The organism is Rhodococcus sp. NPDC060086 (genome assembly GCF_042730275.1).
Lineage (GTDB): Bacteria > Actinomycetota > Actinomycetes > Mycobacteriales > Mycobacteriaceae > Rhodococcus.
The window spans coordinates 59518-82542 of record NZ_JBHWWZ010000017.1 but is presented as its reverse complement, the minus strand read 5'-3'; the positions used below and the strand labels follow the sequence as shown (position 1 = coordinate 82542).

The following is a 23025-nucleotide window of genomic DNA, read 5'->3' as shown; positions in this document are numbered from 1 at the left end:
GATCGACCGGCTCTGAAACGCGCTACGCCAACTGGGCGCGTAGGTCGGTCTTGAGGATCTTGCCCGCCGCCGAGGTCGGCAACGCATCCAGAACGACGACGTCACGAATCTTCTTGTACGGCAGGACCCGCTCGGCCACGTAGGCCATGAGCTCGTCCTCGTCGACGTCTGCACCGGCGAGCGGCACGACGAACGCCACGGGCTCCTGACCCGTCGCACCCACATCGCGACCGACCACCGCGGCCGTCGACACGGACGGGTGCGTCACGAGGATCTCCTCGAGCTCACGCGGATACACGTTGTAGCCCTTGTAGATCAGCATGTCCTTCGCGCGGTCTGCGATGAACAGGTAGCCGTCGTCGTCGCGGTAGGCGATGTCGCCGGTCGCGAGCCAGCCGTCCACGTACTGCTCGGCCGTGATCTCGGGGTGTCCGAGATAGCCGTCGGTGACCTGAGGGCCACGGATCCACAGTTCGCCGCGTTCGTTCGGCCCGACCGTCGCGGTCGTATCGCCTTGCGGGCGGATCTCGATCTGCGTGTCGAACACGGGAAGGCCGACGCTACCGATCCGGTAGCCGAGGCCCCGGACGAGCGGCATCGCCGTGACGACGCACGTGCCTTCGGTCAGGCCGTAACCCTCGGCGATCGTCGCGTTGGGGAACGCAACGCCGAGCGCTTCGAGCGTGACGTGATCGATCGGGGCCGCACCGGACGACACCACCCGCACCGTGGACAGGTCGCGGGTCGCGACATCCGGGTGCGTGGCCAGCGCGTGCCACATCGCGGGGCTGCCCGTGATGTAACTGGCGTGATGGGTCTCGATCAGCTCGAGCATGCGGGCCGGATCGAAGCGACCCGCGAGCACCTGAGTGAGACCGCACGCCAGCAGGAACGACGTATTGATCAGCGCATGTGCGTGGAACAGCGGCGACACGACGATCGTCGCCCCCTCGCCGGGAACGACGCCCGCGATGTCGAGGCCCTCGATCTTCTCGAGCGACACCAGCCCGTCGTTCACGACTGTCTGGTACCCGGCACGCCACCCGCACATCTGCGTCACGTTGCCGACGACGTTGCGGTGAAGAACCCGAACACCCTTCGAAATGCCTGTGGTGCCACCGGTGTACGCGATATGTGCGACGTCATCGCCGCTCACCTGCGCGGGCTCGAATTCGGTGGAGTGACGAGCCAGCAACTCGTCGAACTGCACCGTGTCGAACTGCATCGTGTCGACTGCCCCGGCCTCGACCGAGTCGTCCGACACGACCGCGATGAGACGGATCGCCGTGTCCGCCGACGCGCCCAGCAGCGTATCGAACTGCTGCGATTGCGTGACGGCCGCGACAGCTCCGGTCTCTTCGATCTGACGACGCAGACCGGGCTGGGGCTGAAGCGGATTCACGAGAGTCACCGCTGCACCGACCCGCAACGCACCGTAGTACGCGACGTGGAAGTCGGCGCAGTTGCCGAGGTGCATGAGCACGACGTCGTGTTCGACGACGCCTGCCGCACTCAACGCACCTGCGAACTGCGCCGACTTCTCGTCGAGCTCGCGATACGACAGAACGCGGTCACCGTCGACGACCGCGGCACGGTCCCCGTACATGGCCGACATACTCGGCGCCCACACCGTCATCGATGTCTGCGGGTAGGACAACGCGGTGTCCAACCATTCTGATCGAGCGGAAGTCATCGTCGATTCCCGGATCAGCGCGGTGCCATGCGAATGGCACCGTCGAGTCGGATGGTCTCGCCGTTGAGGTAGCCGTTCTCGAGGATCGACGTGGCCATACGCCCGAACTCGTCCGGGCGGCCCATCCGCGACGGGTTCGGCACGGTGGCCTCGAGCGATGCACGGACATCGTCGCGAAGACGTGCGAGCAGCGGCGTGTCCATGATGCCGGGGGCGATCGTGTTGACACGAATGTTCTTGCTCGCAAGATCGCGGGCAGCGACGATCGTCATGCCGACGATTCCTGCCTTGGATGCCGAGTAGTTGATCTGGCCGATCTGGCCTTCGTACGCCGCTGCCGACGCGGTCATCACGACCACACCGCGCTCACCGTCGATCGGCTCGAGCTGCGCCATGCGCTCGGCGCCGAGGCGCAGCGCGTTGAACGAACCGATCAGGTTGAGGCGGATGACGAACTCGAAGTCCTCGAGCGACCCGGCCTTGCCCTCCCTGTCGAGAATCCGCATCTTGCGGCCTGCGCCTGCGCAGTGCACAACTCCACGCAGACCGCCGCGCTCATGCGCGACATCGAGTGCGGCCGCGAACTGCTCCGCATCGGTGACGTCCGCACCGGCGAACGTCGCGCCGTCACCGAGATCCTTGGCGACATCGGCACCGTTCGACGACGGCAGATCGATGAGGGTGACGTTGCCACCCGCGGCGAGCACACGATGAGCGGTGGCGAGTCCGAGACCGGAAGCACCACCGGTCACTGCGACGGAAAGACCTTTGAGTTCCATGGTTTTTCGATCCTCTGAGTGAGTAAGCGGATATCAGAGCAGTTCGAGAATGGTGGCGTTGGCCATGCCGCCGGCCTCGCACATCGACTGCAGGCCGTAGCGGATGCCGTTGTCGCGCATGTGGTGCACGAGGCGGGTCATGAGGATCGCACCCGAGCCACCGAGCGGGTGACCGACACCGATCGCGCCGCCGAGCGGGTTGAGCCGGTCGAGCTTCGCGCCGGTCTCGGCGAGCCATGCGAGCGGCACGGGCGCGAAGGCCTCGTTGATCTCGAATGCGCCGATGTCGTCGATGGACAGTCCCGACTTCGCAAGGGCCTTCTCGGTTGCGGCAATCGGGCCCGTGAGCATCACGACCGGGTCGTCAGCAGCCACAACCGCGGTGTGGATGCGCGCGAGCGGGGTCCATCCCTGCTGCGCGGCGTACTCGCTGGTGGTGATCAGGAGAGCACCGGCGCCGTCGGAGATCTGCGAGGAGTTTCCGGCGTGGATGACGCCGTCCTCCTTGAACACGGTCTTGAGCTTGCCGAGCGATTCGAGGGTGCCTCCGCGGCGGATGCCCTCATCGGTGTTCAGGCCCGCGATCGGAGCGATCTGCTTCTCGAAAGCACCGGCATCGGTCGCGGCCGCGGAGAGTTCGTGGGAGCGGAGCGAGAATTCGTCGAGTTGGGTGCGGGTGAAGCCCCACTTCTCGGCAATCATCTCGGCGCCGACACCCTGGCTGAATCCGTCGACACCGAACCGTTCGAGCACCGCGGCCGGGTAGTTCTCGCCGGGATTCTTCACCGCGCTCCCCATCGGAACGAGTGACATCGACTCGACACCACCGGCAACGACGACGTCGGCCTGGTCGGCGATCACGGATGCGGCGGCGAACGACACGGTCTGCTGGCTCGACCCGCATGCGCGGTTGATGGTGGTGGCGGGCACCGACACCGGCCAGCCCGCTGCGAACACAGCGCTACGCGACACGATTCCGGCCTGCGCCCCCACCTGGCTCACACAACCCCACTGGACGTCGTCGACCGACGCCGGGTCGAGTCCGGTGCGTTCGGCGAGTGCGCGGAGCACATGAGCCGAGAGGTCGACGGGGTGAATTTCGGACAGGGCACCGCCCCGGCGTCCGATGGGGGAACGGACGGCATCGACGATCACGGCATCGCGCATGTGGATCGGTCCTTTGTTAAATCGAACAAATCGGTCTGGTGGGCAACCGGTGGAGCGAGCACCGGGAAAAGCAGCCGGCCGGGTGGTGGCCCTCACGTCGAGGAGACCACGCACCCGGCCGGTGAGGGAAAGTCTTTCGGCGGAAGCTTCCGTTAGGCGGAAGCTATGCCGGAAGGTCAGGCAACGCTGCGGATGATCTTGCGGTCACGTTCCGGGTTGGCGAACACGAGCACGAGCACCGCGGCGATCGCACCGAGGACGCCGATGATCTGGAACGAGGTGGCGTAGCCCTCGGCTGCGGTCGCGGCGTTGTCGACGATCACGCCGGTGCCGTAAGGGGCAACCAGGCCACCGACTGCCATGAGCGCAAGGAACACGCCCATCGTGCCTGCGGTCTGCTGCGGCGGGCACAGCTCGGAGATCGCGGCGTTGATCAGCGGGAAGGCGATGGCGCCGAAACCGTAGCCGATGGAGACGACCGCAACCGCGATGCCGGGGGTTCCGATCGACGGGAGGAAGATCAGAATCGAACCGCAGATGAGCACGCCGACGCTGGGAACGATGATGCGGACCACGCGTGAGGTGTGTCCGCGTCCACGCAGACGGTCGGTGATGGTGCCCGACGAGATCATCAGGAACAGTCCGACGATGGACGGCAGCGCGAACATCGAGCCGGCCTGCAGGGCGCTGTAGCCGAGGCCGACCTCGAAGTAGGACGGCAGCCACGTGAGCACCACGGTGGTGAGTGCATAGACGACCATGATCAGAACTGCGCAGGTCACGAAGGTGCGGGTGAGGAAGATCTTGCGCCACGGCACGGACGGCTCGGTCGGCGCGGACCCCACAGCGGCATCGGCGCCCTTGACGGCCTTGGACGTGTAGGGGCCTTCCTTGAAGCCGGGAATCCAGCACGCTATCCACACCAGGCCGAGAACCGACAGCGCGACGATGGCCATCCGCCAGCCGTATTCGACAGTGATGAAGGTCAGGACCGGAGCGAGCGCGATCTTGGCGACCGAGGCGGAACCGGCGAGGAACGCACCGGGCAGACCGCGCTTGGCCGGCGGATGCCACGAGTACGTGGCGGTGTGCATGAGCGCCGAGCTGGGGCCTTCGCCCAGACCGAGCAGCATGCGGCACACGACGAGCACCACGAAACCGCCGGTGACGACGAGCGGCAGCATCACCACCGACCAGGTCAGGCCGAGCGCGAGCAGGGCCCACTTGAGAGTCAGCTTCTTCTCGAGCGGTCCGGCGAGGAAGCCGCCGATCGTGAACGTCACGAAGAACAGCGAACCGACCAGGCCGATCTGCGACGACGTCAGCCCGAATTCACGGGCGAGCGGCTGGGCGATGATGCCGAGCACTGCCTTGTCGGCGTAGTTCACGACGTAGAGGAAGATGACCAGCCCGGTCATGCCCCATGCTTTGCCGGGTGTCACCTTGAACGGTGTCTTGGATTCGGATGGCCCGGGGCCATCGTGGGTACTCGCGGTACCGTTCACGACTTCACCTGTGGTCACGTGGGAGTCCCTTCAAAGACTCGGAGGAAACCGACGCGGGCCGCACTCTGCCTCGCAATCGGCGTGGAACGTCACGCCTGGCGTTGGAATTCATTCAACGTGACCGAACTCACCGAGCGCAAAGAGCCTTACGCGAACAGATCGATCACCAGAACCTATGACCCGTCACAATCGACGGAGATATTGGTCTGCGCTAACCGATCGATAGCCGATCGGTGCTGGTCCACCCCCGAAAGCTGTTGCATGCTGACTGGGATACCAATTCGGGTCACGCATGCCCGAACGCACCGTGACCGACGAGGACAGGACGCCATGAACTCCACCGCCTCCACCGACGAGCTCCCCTCGTCCACCGCACCCCTTGCGGGAGTACGGGTGGTCGAAGTATCGAGCTTCGTGGCTGCCCCGCTGTGCGGCATGACCCTCGCCGCACTCGGCGCCGATGTCATCCGTATCGACCCGATCGGCGGAGCCGCCGACTACAAGCGCTGGCCGCTGACCGAGGACGGGGAGTCGATCTACTGGGCGAATCTGAACAAGGGCAAGCGCTCGTTCGCCGCGAACTTTCGTGACCCCCAGGCCCACAAAGTTATTCGCGACCTCATCATCGACGCGGGCATCGTCGTCACCAACCAGGCCGGACGCGACTGGCTCGACTACGACGAGCTCGCCGCGATCCGCCCCGACCTGATCCACGTGCAGGTCCTCGGACGCGCCGACGGCACCGGCGCCGTCGACTACACCGTCAACGCCGCAGCCGGGTTCCCCCAGGTCACCGGCCCCGACAACCTCGACGACCCCGTCAACCACGTGTTGCCTGCGTGGGATGTCTCGTGCGGTCTCTACGCCGCACTGTCCGTCGCGTCCGCGGTGTACCGCCGCGAGATCACCGGCGCCGGAACCAAAATCGTTCTCCCCCTGGAGGATGTCGCATTCGCAACGGTCGGCAATCTCGGATACATTGCCGAGGCCCAGCTCGGCCTGACGGGCCGAGGCCGCGTCGGCAATGCGGTCTACGGCACCTACGGCTGCGACTTCGCGACCTCGGACGGCGCCCGGTTCATGACCGTTGCACTGACCCCGCGACACTTCCGCGACCTCACCGAACTGACCGGCACGACCGCGGCCGTCACCGCTGTGGAAACCGCGCTGGGCGCCAATTTCCGCGACGAAGGCGAGCGCTACAAGCACCGGGCAGTGCTGAACGGCCTGTTCTCGCCGTGGTTCGCTGCCCGGACGGCAACCGAGGTCGAAGCCGCGCTCGACGGAACCTCGATCCTGCACGAGCGTTACCGCACGTTCGCCGAGCTCGCCGCCGACCCGCTGGTGACGAACAATCCGATGTTCCAGCAACTCGACCAGCCGCGTATCGGAACCTACTCTGCAGCCAGCACACCCATGTCGTTCGACGGCGTCCACCCGGCCGTCCGCCCCGCCCCCGCGAACGGCGACGACACCGCCGCTGTCCTGTCCGACCACCTCGGTCTGACCGACGACGAGATCGATGCCCTCGCCGCTGCCGGCGCCGTCCGTACCAAGCAGAAGGACAACGTATGACCCGCCTCGCCCAGACCATCGGACTGACCGAGTTCCAGTCCGAGATCCTCGACAATGTCCGACGGTTCGTCGACCGCGAGATCATCCCGAACGCACAGGAACTCGAGCATTCCGACACCTACCCGCAGGCGATCGTCGATCAGATGCGCGAGATGGGCCTGTTCGGTCTGATGATCCCCGAAGAGTACGGCGGGCTCGGCGAATCACTGCTGACCTACGCGCTGTGCGTCGAGGAACTCGCGCGCGGCTGGATGAGTGTCTCCGGCGTCATCAACACGCACTTCATCGTCGCGTACATGATCCGCCAGCACGGCACCGAAGCGCAGAAGCAGCACTTTTTGCCGCGCATGGCGACCGGCGAGGTGCGCGGCGCATTCTCGATGTCCGAGCCCGAACTCGGCTCCGACGTCGCTGCGATCCGCACCAAGGCCAAGCGCGACGCCGACGGCAACTATGTCATCAACGGCCAGAAGATGTGGCTCACCAACGGCGGTAGCTCCACCCTCGTCGCCGCGCTCGTCAAGACCGAGGAGGGCTCCGACAAGGCCCACAAGAACCTCACGGCGTTCTTGGTCGAGAAGCCCGCCGGGTTCGGCGAGGTCGCTCCGGGTCTGACGATCCCCGGAAAGATCGACAAGATGGGCTACAAGGGCATCGACACCACCGAGCTCGTCTTCGACGACTACAAGGCGTCGGCCGACAGCATTCTCGGCGGCGAGCCGGGTCGCGGATTCTTCCAGATGATGGACGGCGTGGAGGTCGGCCGCGTCAACGTCTCCGCTCGTGCGTGTGGTGTCGCGATCCGCGCGTTCGAGCTCGCGGTGCGATATGCACAGCAGCGCACCACGTTCGGTAAGCCGATCGCGCAGCATCAGGCGATCGGGTTCTCCCTTGCCGAGATGGCCACCAAGGTCGAGGCCGCGCACCTGATGATGGTCAACGCTGCACGCCTGAAGGATTCGGGCGAGCGCAACGACGTCGCGGCAGGCATGGCCAAGTACTTGACGAGCGAATATTGCTCCGAGGTGACGCAGGCGAGCTTCCGCATCCACGGCGGCTACGGCTATTCCAAGGAGTACGAGATCGAGCGGCTCATGCGTGAAGCTCCGTTCCTGCTCATCGGTGAGGGCACCAGCGAGATCCAGAAGACGATCATCAGCAAGGGCATCCTCCGCGAATACGCGCTGTAGTTCAGCTGCCCTGTCACACATATACCCGGAAGGAAAATCCGTGCAGCGTACGGTGTTCAACGAGGATCACGAAGCATTCCGCGATACGGTTCGCACCTTCATCGCGAAGGAGGTCACGCCGGTCTACGAGCAGTGGGAAGAAGAGGGACATCCCCCGCGTGACTTCTACCGCCGCATGGGTGAACTCGGATTCCTCGGCATCCAGGTTCCCGAAGAGTACGGTGGCGGCGGCGAGCAGTCGCTGAAGTTCAACGTGATTCTTGCGGAAGAGGCGTCGGCTGCGGGCGCGTCCTTCGGCTCGTCGTCGGTGCACTCGAACCTGATCCTGCCGTACATCATGCAGAACGCAACCGAGGAGCAGAAGCAGCGCTGGCTCCCCGGGTTCGCTTCGGGCGACCTGATGTTCGCGATCGCGATGACCGAGCCCGGCACCGGCTCCGACCTCGCGAACATTGCCACCAGTGCAAAGCTGTCGGAAGACGGCAGCCACTACGTGCTCAACGGATCGAAGACGTTCATCACCGGTGGTGCACTCGCCGACCGCGTGCTCGTCGTCGCCCGCACGACCCCGTACAACCCGGACGACCGTCGCGGCGGCCTCTCCATTCTCGTGGTGGACGCCTCGAGCGAGGGCTACTCCGTCGGCCGCAAGCTGAAGAAGATCGGCCTCAAGACGTCCGACACCGCCGAGCTGTCGTTCGACGACGTCAAGGTTCCGGTTTCGGATCTGCTCGGCGAAGAGGGCAAGGCCTTCTCGTACCTCACGCAGAACCTCGCCCAGGAACGACTGACGATTGCGTTCGGTGCAGCCGCCACCGCGTCGGCAGCGATCGCCCACGCCATCGCATATACCAAGGACCGCAAGGTATTCGGTAAGCCCGTTGCCTCGTTCCAGAACTCCAAGTTCGTGCTCGCGGAATGTTCTGCGGAGCTTCAGGCGCTGCAGATCATGGTCGACAACGCGATCGAACTCAATGACCGTGACGAGCTGACCGTGCCGGACGCCGCACGCGCGAAGCTGTTCGCGACGGAGACCGCCGGACGCATCATCGACAAGTGCCTGCAGTTGCACGGCGGCTACGGATACATCACCGAGTACCCCATCGCGCGCCTGTACGCCGACACCCGCGTCACCCGCATCTACGGCGGTACGAGCGAGGTCATGAAGACGATCATCGCGAAGGACCTCGGTTTGTGAGGTGATCGGGCTGTAGACCGACCACACGCAGAAAGCGCGGGTCGCGTTGTCTCACAGGCAACGCGGTCCGCGCTTTCGCGTGCGTCCTAGTGGAGAACCTGGTCGATCACCAGCACCGCACCGAGCACGAGCATCACCACACCCGACACCCTGCTCACGATCGTGGCCGCTGCCGGCCGGGCGCGCAGCACGCGCTTCGCGCCCGCGCCGACCCCCAGATAGACCACGGCGCATGTGATCACGTGCACCACACCGAGCATCACGATCTGCGCCGCGAGTGGCCACGGCCCGGCCGGGTCGGTGAACTGCGGCAGTAACGCCAGGAGCAACAGGAACACCTTCGGATTGAGACCGCTGACTCCCACACCCTTGACGGTCTGCCGCGTCCACGAGTCGGCTCCGCCCGGTTTGCCTTCCTGTATGACCGACGGACCCGTGAGCATCCCGACCCCGAGCCACATCAGATACGCAGCACCGACGGTAGACAACACCGCGAGGACCACCGGCGACTGCGCCACCACAGCCGCGACTCCGGCCGCGACGGCCGCGGTCATCGCGAGGTGCCCGAGCAGCATTCCGCTCACCGCAGGCACGACACTCCGATACCGCAGTCCCGCGGTGATCGCGTAGGCCCAGTCGGCGCCGGGCATCAGCACGAACAGTATGGACACCATCCAGAACGCAACAACGACACCGGCAGCCATGGTCACCTCATTTCCGTGCAGTGGACGGGACGACAAGCCCCAGGACAAAGATTAGGAATTTTCGCCTGGAATCTGTTTGCAAGTACTCGTCTTGCAGGCCCATTTTGAGGGAAGATCTTCCACATGGACGCAATTGACAGGAAGATTCTTGCGGAGCTGCAGAAGGACGGTCGTCTCACCATCACGGAGCTCGCCGATCGCGTCCGTCTGAGCATCTCGCCCTGCCACCGGCGCCTACGCGCATTGGAGCGCGACGGAGCGATCAGCGGATACCACGCGCAGCTCGACGCGAACGCGCTCGGCCTCACCTTCGAGGCCCTGGTGTTCGTCACGATGCACACGGCGGAACGCATCACCCTCGACGCATTCGAGACGGACGTGGCCACGATCCCCAATGTCATTCAGGCACAACGACTGTTCGGCGATCCGGATTATCTGCTGCGCGTCCTCACCCGCGATCTTTCGGCCTTCCAGGAGCTCTACGACGAACAACTCTCCGCACTGCCCGGCGTCCAGCGCCTGAGTTCGACGCTGGTCATGAAACGCGTTGTGGAGAATCGGCCCCTGCCGCTGTAGGCCCGAAACGACGCCGCGGTAGACCCGAAACGACACAGTCACCATGAGCCGCTACTCTTCGCGCCATGCGACTGCTCGAGAAATCGAAACGCGTGATCGAGGCCCAACTGAACAACTCCACCATCCGTGCTCTGTCGGGTTCGATGGTGGCGTACGAAGGGCAGATCACGTTCAAATCGGCGGGGTTCGGCGGCGGTGACGGCGTGCTGGCGGGCCTGCGCCAACGCGCGACCGGCGAAGGTCTGTCCCTCATGGAATGCGCGGGCACCGGCGTGGTGTACCTCGCGCACCGAGCGCAGGACACCACAGTGCTCGAGTTGAACAACGAGACGTTGCAGGTCGAATCCGAGCAGCTGCTCGCGCTCAACGGGAACCTCAATACCAACGTCACGTTCGCCGGGGTACGCGGCGGAATGAGCGGGCAGGGTCTGTTCACGACCACGGTGTCGGGATCCGGTCAGGTGGCGCTGCTCTCGTCGGGTGGCCCGCTCATTCATCTCGAGGTGTCGCCGCAGTACCCGCTCGTCGTCGACCCCGACGCGTTCGTGTGTGCGAAAGGGATGCTGACGCAATCGTTCGTGACCGATGTGTCGTGGCGGTCGGCGATAGGTCAGGGCAGCGGCGAAGCGTTCTCCCTCAGGTGGGAGGGCACCGGCGTCGTGTCCATTCAACCGGCGGAACGGTAAGGGCGGGAACATGGCGTTCACGAAGATCAACAGCAAGGTCGTGCGGGTCGAGCTGATGCAGTCGGGGCCCATCATCGCGCGACGCGGCGCGATGCTCTTCTATACCGGCGACGTGCAGTTCGCTCCGCACGGCACTCCGGGCGGCGTCGGGGGCGCCCCCGGGCTCGGCGGCATGGCGGGGATGGCAGGCCGGATGCTGCAGGGCGAGCACGAAGCGACGATGGTCGCGCAGGGCAAGGGCACCGTGCACTACGGCTTCAAGGGTCTCGAGACCCACATCGTCGACATGTCTGCCGGAGGGGAACTCCGGGTGGAGGCATCGCGACTGCTTGCCCACACCGCAGGGCTGCAGAGTTCTGTGGTGTCGGCCAACGCGACACCCTCGGGCGGCGGTGGAGGTGGCGGGCTGTTCGGGGCGCTCCGCGGCGCCGCGGCCGGTGCGGTCACCGGTCAGGGCATGTTCACCACTGCACTGTCCGGGTACGGCGCGGCCGTGCTGCTCGCACACGGCGGCGTATTCGAACTGCAGGTCGGCGGGCCGTCGCCGGTGGTCGTCGACCCGCAGGCATACGTCGCCTCGTACGGTGCGGTACGGACCGAACTGAAGTCGTCGATGAGCTGGCGCAATGTGGGGCGCACCGGAGGGGAGTCGATGCAGCTCGAATGCACCGGCCAGGGCATCGTCTATGTGCAGGCATCGGAGGAGAAGCTGTGAGCACCATTCTGAATCCGTCGCATCTGGTGGGCAGCGACAACGTACCCGGCAACAGCTATGCGTTCAGCATCGATCTGCAGTCGCCGTGGTTTCTGTCGAAAGGCGCGATGATCGCCTATTACGGGCAGATGCAGTTCAACGCCCTCACGCATGACCTGAGCGGGCAGATCCTGCAGATGGTGGCGCGGCAGTTCTCGGCGCCGATGTACCTCGGGGACTACGTCGTGGCCAGCGGTCACGGCAAGCTGATCCTCGGCGACCGCGGATACGACATCAATTCGTACGATCTCGACGCCGGCAACCTCACGATCCGGCAGGCCAGCCTGCTCGCGTTCGAACCGGGGCTGTCGCTGAACCAGTCGATCGTTCCCGGATTCCTCACGCTGATCGGCACCGGCAAATTCCTGGCGTCGTCGAACGGGCCGGTGATGTTCGCCGAGCCGCCGCTACGCGTGGATCCTGAGGCTCTCGTCGGCTGGGCCGACTGCCCTTCGCCCAGCCACCACTACGACGAATCGTGGATCACCAGCCATCTGGCAGCGGGCGCGCGACGATTCGGTGTGCAGTCGGGGGAGGAACGCCAGTTCGATTTCACCGGCGCGGGCACGGTGCTGATCCAGTCGAGCGAGAAGGTCATCCACGATTCGTCGATCGTGCGCACCATCGAGGGTCATCTGCCCGGCTTGTCCTCGAGCGGACTACAGCGGATCAATCAGGTGGTGTCGCAGCAGATACAGCAGCAACAGCACTAACACACCCTTGGCCAACACTGGGTACAGCACAGATCAACCACTTTACTTTTGTGACTACGATCACACACTAGGGTAGCCTAACCGGAGGTAAGGTTTGGGCAACCTAAGAAGTTGTCGTCGGTTACAGGAATGGTGGCTCATGATCGTCTGCAGTTGCCACGCACTCACACATCACCACATCGAGGCCGAGGTCGCAGCCGGCGCACGCTGCACCCGCGAAGTGAGTGCGGCCTGCCGAGCAGGCACCGACTGCGGCAACTGCGTCCGCAACATCTCGGCGATCATCCGGCAAGCCCGCGCTCAGAGTGAGATCATCGAACTCGAGACCGCCGTGTAGCCAGCCCCTATCCGGCGGTGAAACCCGATGGTTCACCCCGGGAGGTGCCATGAAGGGCGACAAGAAGGTAATAGAACTACTCAACGAGCAGCTCACCGCCGAGCTCACCGCGATCAACCAGTATTTTCTTCACTCGAAGATGCAGGAAGACCGTGGATGGACGAAACTCGCCTCGCACACGCGCGCCGAGTCGTTCGACGAGATGCGGCACGCCGAGACGCTCACCGACAGGATCCTGTATCTCGACGGACTCCCCAACTATCAGCGGCTCGGTTCGCTGCGACTGGGTCAGACCGTCAAGGAGATGCTCGAATCGGATCTCATCGTCGAGGTCGAAGCGCGTGATCGGCTCCGCAAGGGATCCGAGTACATGCGTTCGGTCAGCGACATCACGTCGGCGAACATCTTCGAGTCGATCCTCGCCGACGAAGAAGAGCACATCGACTACCTGGAAACCCAGCTCGACCTGCTGGAGCAGCTCGGTGAGCCGCTCTACCTGGCCAAGCATGTGACGCCGGAAGAATAGAAGCAACACCATGTGAGGGCGGCCCCATCGGGGTCGCCCTCACATGCGTCTGCGATGAGTTCCGGCCGGTTCGGCAGTCGGTATCCGGTGGATGGCACGGCACCCCGTCGGGCCCCCACCGGAAGGACACCTCATGGCCGCACCCTCCCTCGGCAGCATGCTTCTGTCGAGCACGAACCCTGAGCGCCTGCGCGACTGGTACGTGAGTGCATTCTCGGTGAAGTCGGAGCGCACACCCGGCGAACCCGCCTACGACGTACTCGATTTCGACGGCTTCTACGTCATGCTCGACCGTCGCGCCGATATCGGCGCACACAATCCCGAGCCCGGACGCCTGATCATCAACCTCGAAGTCTCCGGTGCACGAGACATCGTTGCCCGACTCGACGAACTCGGCACGAAATGGCATTCTCCGCTCGAGGATCGCGACGGCAGCCTGTTCGCTACAGCGATCGACCCCGACGGCAACTACGTACAACTCGTCGATCTGAGCGACGAAGCCAAAGCGGCCATGACCTGAGGCGCTCGCATCGGACTGTGGGTGATGGCACCCTGGTGAACGTGACCGAGCGGAAGCGTCCGGATGTGAGTTTCGAGACGTGGATCGAACGACAGATCCGCGTTGCGCAGGAACGCGGCGACTTCGACAATCTTCCCGGCGCAGGCAAACCCATCCCGGATCACGGGAACGACGAGATGTGGTGGATCAAGAACTATCTCGAGCGTGAGGGATTGTCGGGGGAGGCGCTGCTGCCACCGGAACTACAGTTGCGCAAGGAAATCGAACGCCTGCCGGAGTCCGTGCGGACGGTGCCCACCGAACGGGACGTACGACAGATCGTCGCCGATCTGAACCGCCGGGTCGCCGCGTGCATGCTCTCGCCGCAGCGCCTACCCGTGCCGCTGCACAAGGTCGACGTCGACGAGGTGCTCGAAGCCTGGCGAATCGCGCGGCAGCGACGGCGCGCGCAGGCGAAGGAAGCTCTGGCCACGCCACCGTCGCAGCCACCCATCCGAAAGAGCAGTAAAGCTGCCCGTGCGTGGTTCTGGCGGCGGTAGCTACCAGAACCACGCACGGGGCAGCGTCGGCTGCGCTACGTCAGGGAGGCTCCGGTAGCCGCACGGACCTGCTCCTCGGTGACGCCGGGTGCGGTCTCGACCAGCTTCAGCCCACCGTCGGTGACATCCACAACGGCGAGGTTGGTGATGATCCGCTGGACCACACCCTCACCCGTCAACGGCAGCGAACACTTCTCCACAATCTTCGGATTGCCCTGCTTATCGGTGTGCTCCATCAACACGATCACCTTGCGGGCACCGTGCACCAGATCCATCGCACCGCCCATGCCCTTGACCATCTTGCCGGGCACCATCCAGTTCGCCAGATCACCCGTCTGGGAAACCTCCATGCCACCGAGCACAGCGGTATCGATATGACCGCCACGGATCATCCCGAAGCTCAACGACGAATCGAAGAACGCCGCACCGGGATTGACCGTCACGGTCTCCTTGCCGGCGTTGATCAGATCCGGGTCGATCTCCTCTTCGGTCGGATACCGTCCGGTGCCGAGGATCCCGTTCTCACTGTGCAGCGTCACCCGCACACCCTCGGGCAGGTAGTTCGGAATCAAGGTCGGCAGACCGATACCGAGGTTGACGTACTCGCCCGGCGACAGCTCCTGTGCAGCCCGGGCCGCCATCTCTGTACGCGACCAGCCGACGGTCTCGGCGGTGTCCACGCTGGTGCTCATGTTCAGGCTCCCTTCGCAGCGCTGACGGTGCGCTTCTCGATCTGCTTGTCCTGCACGCCCGTGTGCACGATGCGGTCGACGAAAACGCCCGGCAGGTGTACCTGCCCCGGATCGATCTCGCCCGGTTCTACGAGCTGTTCGACCTGCACGATGCAGACCTTGCCTGCCATCGCCGCGAGCGGATTGAAGTTCATCGCCGCCTTGTTGAACACCAGATTGCCCTCGGTATCGCCCTTGAGCGCATGCACCAGCGAATAATCGGCGTTGATCGACTCCTCGAGCACATACCGCTTACCGCGGAACTCACGGATCTCCTTCGCCGGCGACGCGATCTCCACCGACCCGTCGGCCGCATACCGCCACGGCAGACCGCCGTCGGAGATCGGGGTACCGACACCGGCGGGGGTGAAGAACGCCGGAATACCGGCACCACCGGCACGAAGCTTCTCCGCGAGAGTGCCCTGCGGCGTCAGCTCCACCTCGAGCTCACCCGAGAGGTACTGACGCGCGAACTCCTTGTTCTCACCGACGTACGACGCGGTGACCCGGCGGATCCGCTTCTCACCGAGAAGAATCCCCAAACCGTGCCCGTCGACACCGCAGTTGTTGGAGAACACCTCGAAATCGGTGGCGTCGCCGGCGGCGATCGCTGCGATCAACTCGTCCGGGATACCGCACAGCCCGAAACCGCCGACGGCGAGCAGCGCACCCGACGGAATGTCCGCAACGGCCGCCTCGGGCGTCTCGAATACCTTGGAAGCCAAGTCCAATACCTCTCCGGTCCGTGGGCCGCATCGCCACCGGGCAGATGCGTCCGCTGGGTGAACACGTCCTCTTTGCTGTGTACCAATTAATAGTGTGGATGATCCCATTGCAAGGGTCCCACGGGAGAGAATCGCGGATTGGTCGCTGGACGAACACGCAACCGGAGAGTGTCCACCCAGTGGACGTATGCTGGGTCCGTGACATCGGGCGCTCAGGGACAGTTGGTCGGGAGGGTTGCAGCACTTCTCCGGGCCGTCTCCGCCCACGAACCGGCCGGAGTGTCGACGTCCGACCTCGCACGCGAGACCGATCTCGCCAGGCCGACGGTCCACCGCCTGCTCGCCACGCTCGCCGACGAAGGACTGGTCGATCGGCACCGCGACAATGGGAAATGGACCTTGGGCCCGGAGCTGTATCTGCTCGGTTCACTCGCGGCCGCGCGCTACGACATCGCAGAACTCGCGGGGGACGTCCTACGCGACCTCGCCCGGGAAACCGGGGAGAGCGCCTATCTTTCCGCACGTCGTGGTGATGAGACCGTGTGCCTGGCCGTCGAGGAAGGCAGCTTTCCGCTGCGTTCGCATGTGCTGCACGTGGGGATCCGGTTCCCGCTGGGCGTGGCGTCGGCGGGGCTGGCGATCCTGTCGCATCTACCCGACCGAGACATCGACGCGTATCTGTCGAGAACCGACCTCTCGACGGAGTGGGGACCCGACCACGCGAAAGACGATATCGAGAAGCGCATCGCCGCTACCCGTTTGGCCGGGTACTCGGTCAATCCCGCACTCATCGTCGAGGGGAGTTGGGGTATGGGCGCGGCAGTGTTCGATCAACGCGACACCCCGACGTGGGCGCTCAGCATCACCGGCGTCGAAAGCCGTTTCCGCGACGACCGCCGCGCTGGGCTCGGGGAGTCGCTGCTGAACCAGGCGCACCGGCTCACTCAACTCCTGCGACGGCGGCCACAGCCGGGCCGCTGACCCTTGCGGGAGCGGCCCGGTGAGCGTCAGTCCGCGCGGCTCGGAACCCGCTGAAGCAGTCGCTCTGCATGCTTCAGAATCGGGCCGTCGACCATCTTGCCCTCGAAATCGAAGACACCGCGCTGGGTTTGCGCAGCGGCGAGCACACGCCGTGCCCACTCCGCTTCCTCTTCGGTGGGCGCGAACGCACGACGGATCACCTCGATCTGAGCGGGGTGGATCGCGACCTTGATATCGAATCCGACAGCCACCGTGTCGAGAGACTCCTCGTACAGCCCGTCGGTGTCCTTGATGTCGAGGTATACCGAGTCCAGCGCCCAGCGGGCATGGCCTTTCGCGGCGAGCAGCGACACCGACCGCGCATGCTGTGCCACGGCCCGGTAGGTGCCGTCGGCGTGTCGGCTCGAGTTGCCACCGAGGCCCGCGACCAGGTCTTCGGCGCCCCACATGACACCGATCGCGTTGTCGGCCTTCGCGATCTCCTCAACCGCGAGCACACCCAGCGGGGACTCGATCAGCGCGACCACCTCGAGTGGAGCGAGCGAGAGCACCTCGTCGGCGCCTTCACACTTCGGGAGCATCACACGGGTGTAGGACGTGCGACGCAGCGCCTCCATGTCGAGCTCGTGATCTGCGGTGCCCACCGGGTTGACGCGCACCACCGTGCGTTCGGGATCGAGCGGAGTCGCGACGAGTGCGTCGCGCGCCGCCTGCTTGTCGCCGGCCGAGACCGCGTCCTCGAGGTCGATGATGACGACGTCGGAGCGGTCGGCGGCCTTACCGTAACGTTCGGGCCGGTCCGCAGGTACGAACAGCCATGCAGGACCCGGCAATTCCCATGTCATGATGTCGGCCTCTTCTGTACGAGTGTCTTGCGGACCGCGATGCCGACGACGTCGCCGTGCTGATTGCGACCCGTGTGTTCGAGCGTGACGATGCCTTCACCGGGGCGGCTCTTCGACTCACGCTTGTCGAGGATCTTAGTCTCGACGTAGAGGGTGTCACCGTGGAACAGCGGCTTCGGGAACGACACTTCGGAGAATCCGAGGTTCGCGACGATCGTGCCCTGAGTGAGCTGCGCGACGGACAGACCGATCATCGTGGACAGCGTGAACATCGAGTTCACCAGTCGCTCACCGAAGGTCGTCCCGGCTGCGTATGCGGCATCCAGGTGCAGGGCCTGCGTGTTCATCGTCTGCGTCGTGAACAGCGTGTTGTCGGCCTCGGTGATGGTGCGCCCGGGGCGGTGCTCGTAGATCGCGTCGAGCTCGTACTCCTCGAACCACAGACCACGCTGAGTAATTCGCTTCTCGGCTTCGCTCACAGCCCCAACCCCCGTGCGACGAGCATGAGCTGCACCTCGGTGGTGCCCTCTCCGATCTCGAGGATCTTGCTGTCGCGATAGTGCCGCGCGACAGGATATTCGTTCATGAATCCGTAGCCGCCGTGAATCTGCGTTGCGTCGCGCGCATTGTCCATCGCGGCTTCCGAGGCAACGAGCTTCGCGATCGACGCCTGCTTCTTGAACGGCTTGCCTGCGAGCATGGCGGCCGCGGCGTCGTAGTAGGCAGTGCGAGCGGTATGCGCGCGCGCTTCCATCCGCGCGATCTTGAATGCGATCGCCTGGTTGTTGCCGATCGCAGTACCGAATGCCTCGCGTTCCTTGGCGTACTTGACCGATTCGTCGACGCAACCCTGCGCAGCACCGACCGACAGTGCCGCGATCGCGATGCGTCCTTCGTCGAGAATCCGCAGGAAGTTCGCGTACCCGCGGCCACGTCGGCCGAGGAGATTCACTTCGGGAACACGTACATTCGCGAAGGTCAGCGGGTGCGTGTCGGAGGCATTCCAGCCGACCTTGTTGTAGGCCGGCTCGGCGGTGAAGCCGGGGGTGTCGGCAGGCACGAGGATCGTGGAGATCTCCTTCTTGCCGTTCGCGTCGACCCCGGTGACGGCGGTGACGGTGACGAGCGAAGTGATGTCGGTGCCCGAGTTGGTGATGAACTGCTTGTTGCCGTTGATCACCCACTGCCCGTCCTCGAGCTTCGCGGTGGTCTTGGTGCCGCCGGCGTCGCTACCGGCACCGGGCTCGGTCAGGCCGAACGCGGCGAGATTGCGGCCACTGGTGAGCTGCGGGAGCCATTCCTGCTTCTGCTCGTCGGTGCCGAAGCGGTAGATCGGCATCGCACCGAGCGACACGCCCGCTTCGAGGGTGATGGCGACGGACTGGTCGACCTTGCCGAGCTCCTCGAGGGCCAGGCACAGGGCGAAGTAGTCGCCGCCCATTCCGCCGTACTCCTCGGGGAACGGCAGGCCGAACAGACCCATGTCCGCCATTCCCTGCACCACTTCGTACGGGAACGAATGCTCGGCGTCGTGCTTGGCCGCGACGGGCGCGACGACGGTGCGCGCGAAATCGGCGACCGACTTCCTCAGCTGTTCGTATTCGTCGGGGAGCTGGCCGGTGGCCAGGTACGTCGGTGACTCGCTCATGCCTCTTCCTTCGTGTCTGTGTGCGGGGTGATGCGTGCGAGAAGCTGATCGACCTTGACCTGTTCACCTGCGGAAGCGAACAGTTCGACGACGCCGTCGATCGGGGCGGTGAGCGCGTGTTCCATCTTCATGGCCTCGACGATGGCGATAGTCTGTCCCGCGGCGACCTCGGCGCCCGATTCGACGGAGACGGCGATGACAGCGCCCGGCATGGGACTGGTGATGTCGGCGTCGCCGGTGTGGGCGTCGTCGCCCCGCACGCTGGCCTCGCGGACCTCACGGACCGCGACGCTCCCGTGCCCGTCGGCGAGCCAGATCGCGCCGTCGACCTCCGCGACCCGAAACACGTGCCTGCGACCGTTGAGGACGACAGCAAGAACCGAGCCGTCAAGCAATGCGGACAGCGAGTATTCGCTGCCGTCTTCGACATTCACGGTGCCCGAAGAGGGGTTTCCGGTGAGTCGCACATGCGCGGTGCGGTCGCCGGACGCGAGCCGGTAGCTGGTGGGCAGGTGCGAGCCCACGCGCCATCCGTCGGGAACGTCCCACGGGTCGGAGGTGTCGTCGGGCCAGTGCTGCAGCCAGCGGAGCACCGCCGCGGCGACGAGCGCGGCATCGGAGATCTCCTGCGCCGTGTAGTCGCCGAGACGGCGGTCGAGCAGGCCGGTGTCGAGCGCACCGGCCACCACCTCGGGGTCGGCAAGCAGGAACCGCGCGAAGTCGATATTGGTCACCACACCGAGCACCGCAGTATCGGCGAGCGCACGGTCGAGACGTCGCAGCGCCCCGGCACGATCGTCGGCGTGTGCGATGACCTTGGCGAGCATCGGGTCGTAGTCGCTGCCGACGACGGTGCCCGGCTGCAGGCCGGAGTCGACGCGGATCCCGGTGCCGCTCGCTTCGATCACGTCGGCGACGGTGCCGCCGGTGGGCAGGAACCCGCGACCGGGATCCTCCGCGTAGACGCGGGCTTCGATGGCGTGGCCGGTGAGGGTGACGTCGTGCTGCGTGAATCCGAGGGGTTCGCCCGCGGCGATGCGCACCTGCCATTCGACGAGGTCGAGGCCCGTGACCATCTCGGTGACGGGGTGTTCGACCTGCAGGCGGGTGTTCATCTCCATGAAGAAGAACTCGTCGGGTTTCTCGGCCGAGACGATGAACTCGACGGTGCCTGCGCCGGTGTAGTCGACGCTGCGCGCGGTGTTGCAGGCGGCTTCACCGATGCGGGCGCGGGTGGCCTCGTCGAGCAGCGGCGACGGCGCTTCCTCGATGACCTTCTGGTGGCGACGCTGCAGGCTGCATTCGCGTTCGCCGAGGTGGACGACGTTGCCGTGCGAGTCGGCGAGGATCTGCACCTCGATGTGGCGCGGGCGCAGGACGAATCGTTCGAGGAAGAGCGTGTCGTCACCGAAGGACGACGCGGCCTCACGGCGTGCAGAAACCAGGGCATCGGGAAGGTCGGCGGGATCGTGCACCAGCCGCATGCCCTTGCCGCCACCGCCTGCCGACGGCTTGACCAGTACCGGATAACCGACCTCGGCGGCGCCGGCGATCAGCTCGTCGTCGGTCAGGCCCGGCCGCGAAACACCCGGGACGACAGGGACTCCGAACTCCGACACCGCAGCCTTCGCGGTGATCTTGTCGCCCATCGTCTCGATCGCGTGCGCGGACGGACCGAGAAATGCGATACCTGCCGTGGCGCACGCGGCCGCGAAAGCCGAGTTCTCCGAAAGGAATCCGTAGCCCGGGTGGATGGCCTGCGCACCGGTTTCAACGGCCGCGGCGATGACCTTGTCGATCACCAGGTAGCTCTCGCGTGCTGCGGCAGGCCCGAGGAGAACTGCGGTGTCGGCTTCGCGCACGTGCCGGGCGTCGCGGTCGGCCTCGCTGAACACTGCGACCGAGCGGATGCCCATCGACCGCAGTGTGCGGATCACACGGACTGCAATTTCCCCGCGGTTGGCTACCAGTACTGTATCGATGCGTTTCGTGTCACTCATGTCGCTCACATCCGGAAGACGCCGTAGGAGACCGGCTCGAGCGGCGCGTTCGCGCACGTCGAGAGTGCCAGTCCGAGAACTTTTCTGGTGTCGGCGGGGTCGATGATGCCGTCGTCCCACAACCGAGCGGTGGAGTAGTAGGGGTTGCCCTGGTCTTCGTACTGCTCGCGGATCGGGGCTTTGAACGCTTCTTCGTCCTCGGCCGACCACGGCTTGCCCGACGCATCGAGCTGATCGGAGCGCACGGTCGCGAGGACCGATGCGGCCTGCTCGCCGCCCATCACCGAAATGCGGGCGTTGGGCCACATCCACAGGAAGCGAGGCGAATACGCGCGACCGCACATCGAGTAGTTGCCTGCGCCGTAAGAGCCGCCGACGACGACGGTGAGCTTGGGAACCCGGGCGCAGGCGACGGCGGTGACCATCTTCGCGCCGTGCTTGGCGATGCCTGCGGCCTCGTAGTCGCGGCCGACCATGAATCCGGAGATGTTCTGCAGGAACAGCAGCGGAACGGAACGCTTGTCGCACAGTTCGATGAAATGCGCTCCCTTGAGGGCAGATTCGCCGAACAGCACGCCGTTGTTGGCGACGATGCCGACGGGGTGACCATGGATGCGCGCAAATCCGGTGACCAGCGTCTTGCCGTACTCGGCCTTGAACTCGTGGAAGGAGCTGGATCCATGGCCGGCGCCGTCGACCACCCGGGAGATGACCTCGCGCACGTCGTAGGGGGTGCGTGAATCGGTGGGGACGACGTCGTAGAGTTCGGCCGGGTCGGTGTCGGGTTCGACGGTCGGTGCGACGTCCCACGGGCGCGGGCTGCGCGGTCCGAGAGTAGAGATGATGTTGCGCACGATGCGCAGTGCGTCGCGGTCGTCCTCGGCGAGGTGATCGGTGACGCCGGAAACCTTCGAATGCAGGTCGCCGCCGCCGAGTTCTTCTGCGGTGACCACTTCACCGGTCGCGGCCTTCACCAGCGGCGGGCCGCCGAGGAAGATGGTGCCCTGGTTGCGGACGATCACGGCCTCGTCGCTCATCGCCGGCACGTAGGCGCCGCCTGCGGTGCACGAGCCGAGAACCGCGGCGATCTGCGGGATCCCCTGGGCGCTCATGGTGGCCTGGTTGTAGAAGATTCGTCCGAAGTGTTCGCGGTCGGGGAAGACCTCGTCCTGCCGGGGCAGAAAGGCTCCGCCGGAGTCGACGAGGTAAATGCACGGCAGGTTGTTCTGCAGCGCCACTTCCTGCGCGCGCAGGTGCTTCTTCACGGTGACCGGGTAGTAGGTGCCACCCTTGACGGTGGCATCGTTCGCGACGATCACGCACTCGCGGCCGGACACTCGGCCGATACCGGTGATGACGCCGGCGCCGGGGCACTCGTCGTCGTACATGCCGTTCGCGGCGAGCGGGGATAGCTCGAGGAACGGGCTTCCGGTGTCGAGAAGTTCGTCGACACGGTCGCGGGGGAGCAGTTTCCCTCGCGCGACATGGCGTTCACGGGACTTTTCGTTTCCGCCGAGGGCTGCCGCGGCAAGCTTCTCCCGGAGGTCTCCGACCAATTGTTCATGCTGGTCACGGCTGGTTTTCGAGAGCGCGTGAGCGGTTGTCACGGTTACCATCCTCGGTTGATTGACCT

General features: G+C 65.2%; 24 protein-coding genes. 12 read left to right on the top strand and 12 right to left on the bottom strand.

Features of this window, described 5'->3' with window-relative positions; genetic code table 11:
- Positions 1–22: 22 nt before the first annotated feature.
- The 4 genes from ACFWB0_RS12520 to ACFWB0_RS12505 form a co-directional block, all read right to left on the bottom strand.
- The gene (locus ACFWB0_RS12520) at positions 23–1693 is read right to left on the bottom strand and encodes a class I adenylate-forming enzyme family protein (RefSeq protein WP_378490760.1); all 1671 of its coding nucleotides are present in this window, start codon (positions 1691–1693) and stop codon (positions 23–25) included.
- Between the two features lie 14 nt (positions 1694–1707).
- On the bottom strand, positions 1708–2472 hold the full coding sequence (locus tag ACFWB0_RS12515; RefSeq protein ID WP_378490759.1) for an SDR family NAD(P)-dependent oxidoreductase: 765 nt from the start codon (positions 2470–2472) through the stop codon (positions 1708–1710).
- Positions 2473–2505: 33 nt separating this feature from the next.
- Positions 2506–3639 (bottom strand): thiolase family protein, encoded by a 1134-nt coding sequence (locus tag ACFWB0_RS12510; protein WP_378490758.1) that lies wholly within the window; start codon positions 3637–3639, stop codon positions 2506–2508.
- Positions 3640–3815: 176 nt separating this feature from the next.
- Entirely contained in the window at positions 3816–5162 is a 1347-nt protein-coding gene (locus ACFWB0_RS12505) for an MFS transporter (protein ID WP_378490757.1), read from the bottom strand.
- Positions 5163–5474: 312 nt separating this feature from the next.
- Between ACFWB0_RS12505 and ACFWB0_RS12500 the strand changes: the two genes are divergently transcribed.
- From ACFWB0_RS12500 to ACFWB0_RS12490, 3 genes are read left to right on the top strand one after another with little or no spacing between them, the layout of a single operon-like run.
- Complete coding sequence (locus ACFWB0_RS12500) at positions 5475–6719, top strand: CoA transferase (RefSeq protein WP_378490756.1); 1245 nt, start codon at positions 5475–5477, stop codon at positions 6717–6719.
- Positions 6716–7909 (top strand): acyl-CoA dehydrogenase family protein, encoded by a 1194-nt coding sequence (locus ACFWB0_RS12495; protein WP_378490755.1) that lies wholly within the window; start codon positions 6716–6718, stop codon positions 7907–7909. Before ACFWB0_RS12500 ends, ACFWB0_RS12495 begins: the two co-directional genes overlap by 4 nt.
- A 40-nt stretch (positions 7910–7949) precedes the next feature.
- Entirely contained in the window at positions 7950–9107 is a 1158-nt protein-coding gene (locus ACFWB0_RS12490; protein WP_378490754.1) for an acyl-CoA dehydrogenase family protein, read from the top strand.
- A gap of 86 nt (positions 9108–9193) precedes the next feature.
- Here ACFWB0_RS12490 and ACFWB0_RS12485 read toward each other — a convergent pair whose 3' ends face one another.
- Positions 9194–9811, bottom strand: a complete 618-nt coding sequence (locus tag ACFWB0_RS12485; protein ID WP_378490753.1) for a LysE family translocator — start codon at positions 9809–9811, stop codon at positions 9194–9196.
- A 123-nt stretch (positions 9812–9934) separates the two neighbouring features.
- Between ACFWB0_RS12485 and ACFWB0_RS12480 the strand changes: the two genes are divergently transcribed.
- From ACFWB0_RS12480 to ACFWB0_RS12445, 8 genes are all read left to right on the top strand, one after another.
- Positions 9935–10387: an Lrp/AsnC family transcriptional regulator gene (locus ACFWB0_RS12480; protein WP_378490752.1), complete on the top strand. Its 453-nt coding sequence runs from the start codon at positions 9935–9937 to the stop codon at positions 10385–10387.
- Between the two features lie 65 nt (positions 10388–10452).
- The gene (locus ACFWB0_RS12475) at positions 10453–11073 is read left to right on the top strand and encodes an AIM24 family protein (RefSeq protein ID WP_378490751.1); all 621 of its coding nucleotides are present in this window, start codon (positions 10453–10455) and stop codon (positions 11071–11073) included.
- Positions 11074–11083: 10 nt separating this feature from the next.
- The gene (locus ACFWB0_RS12470; RefSeq protein ID WP_378490750.1) at positions 11084–11788 is read left to right on the top strand and encodes an AIM24 family protein; all 705 of its coding nucleotides are present in this window, start codon (positions 11084–11086) and stop codon (positions 11786–11788) included.
- Positions 11785–12540 carry an AIM24 family protein gene (locus tag ACFWB0_RS12465; protein WP_378490749.1) on the top strand — a complete coding sequence of 252 codons (756 nt, stop codon included), beginning with the start codon at positions 11785–11787 and terminating at the stop codon, positions 12538–12540. Before ACFWB0_RS12470 ends, ACFWB0_RS12465 begins: the two co-directional genes overlap by 4 nt.
- 139 nt (positions 12541–12679) lie before the next feature.
- A complete protein-coding gene (locus ACFWB0_RS12460; protein ID WP_378490748.1) occupies positions 12680–12877 on the top strand; it encodes a bacterioferritin-associated ferredoxin in 198 nt (65 codons plus the stop codon).
- Between the two features lie 49 nt (positions 12878–12926).
- Complete coding sequence (bfr, locus tag ACFWB0_RS12455; RefSeq protein ID WP_378490747.1) at positions 12927–13403, top strand: bacterioferritin; 477 nt, start codon at positions 12927–12929, stop codon at positions 13401–13403.
- Positions 13404–13536: 133 nt separating this feature from the next.
- Positions 13537–13923: a VOC family protein gene (locus ACFWB0_RS12450; RefSeq protein WP_378490746.1), complete on the top strand. Its 387-nt coding sequence runs from the start codon at positions 13537–13539 to the stop codon at positions 13921–13923.
- Positions 13924–13964: 41 nt separating this feature from the next.
- Positions 13965–14462 (top strand): DUF1992 domain-containing protein, encoded by a 498-nt coding sequence (locus ACFWB0_RS12445; RefSeq protein ID WP_378490745.1) that lies wholly within the window; start codon positions 13965–13967, stop codon positions 14460–14462.
- 35 nt (positions 14463–14497) lie between these two features.
- Here the strand turns inward: ACFWB0_RS12445 and ACFWB0_RS12440 are convergent, their stop codons facing one another.
- Both ACFWB0_RS12440 and ACFWB0_RS12435 read right to left on the bottom strand, forming a co-directional pair.
- Positions 14498–15154 carry a CoA transferase subunit B gene (locus ACFWB0_RS12440; protein ID WP_378490744.1) on the bottom strand — a complete coding sequence of 219 codons (657 nt, stop codon included), beginning with the start codon at positions 15152–15154 and terminating at the stop codon, positions 14498–14500.
- A 2-nt stretch (positions 15155–15156) separates the two neighbouring features.
- Positions 15157–15918, bottom strand: a complete 762-nt coding sequence (locus ACFWB0_RS12435) for a CoA transferase subunit A (RefSeq protein WP_378490743.1) — start codon at positions 15916–15918, stop codon at positions 15157–15159.
- A 198-nt stretch (positions 15919–16116) separates the two neighbouring features.
- Between ACFWB0_RS12435 and ACFWB0_RS12430 the strand changes: the two genes are divergently transcribed.
- On the top strand, positions 16117–16899 hold the full coding sequence (locus tag ACFWB0_RS12430) for an IclR family transcriptional regulator (protein ID WP_378490742.1): 783 nt from the start codon (positions 16117–16119) through the stop codon (positions 16897–16899).
- A gap of 26 nt (positions 16900–16925) precedes the next feature.
- Here the strand turns inward: ACFWB0_RS12430 and ACFWB0_RS12425 are convergent, their stop codons facing one another.
- The 5 genes from ACFWB0_RS12425 to ACFWB0_RS12405 are packed head-to-tail and all read right to left on the bottom strand — an operon-like array spanning position 16926 to position 23008.
- Entirely contained in the window at positions 16926–17744 is an 819-nt protein-coding gene (locus ACFWB0_RS12425; protein WP_378490741.1) for an HpcH/HpaI aldolase/citrate lyase family protein, read from the bottom strand.
- On the bottom strand, positions 17741–18223 hold the full coding sequence (locus ACFWB0_RS12420) for a MaoC family dehydratase (RefSeq protein ID WP_378490740.1): 483 nt from the start codon (positions 18221–18223) through the stop codon (positions 17741–17743). Before ACFWB0_RS12420 ends, ACFWB0_RS12425 begins: the two co-directional genes overlap by 4 nt.
- Positions 18220–19392, bottom strand: coding sequence for an acyl-CoA dehydrogenase family protein (locus ACFWB0_RS12415; RefSeq protein WP_378490739.1), 1173 nt, complete (start codon positions 19390–19392; stop codon positions 18220–18222). Before ACFWB0_RS12415 ends, ACFWB0_RS12420 begins: the two co-directional genes overlap by 4 nt.
- Positions 19389–21392 carry an acetyl/propionyl/methylcrotonyl-CoA carboxylase subunit alpha gene (locus ACFWB0_RS12410; protein ID WP_378490738.1) on the bottom strand — a complete coding sequence of 668 codons (2004 nt, stop codon included), beginning with the start codon at positions 21390–21392 and terminating at the stop codon, positions 19389–19391. The genes ACFWB0_RS12415 and ACFWB0_RS12410 overlap by 4 nt, the downstream gene beginning before the upstream one ends.
- Positions 21393–21397: 5 nt before the next feature.
- Positions 21398–23008, bottom strand: a complete 1611-nt coding sequence (locus ACFWB0_RS12405) for a carboxyl transferase domain-containing protein (protein WP_378490737.1) — start codon at positions 23006–23008, stop codon at positions 21398–21400.
- Positions 23009–23025 lie beyond the last annotated feature (17 nt).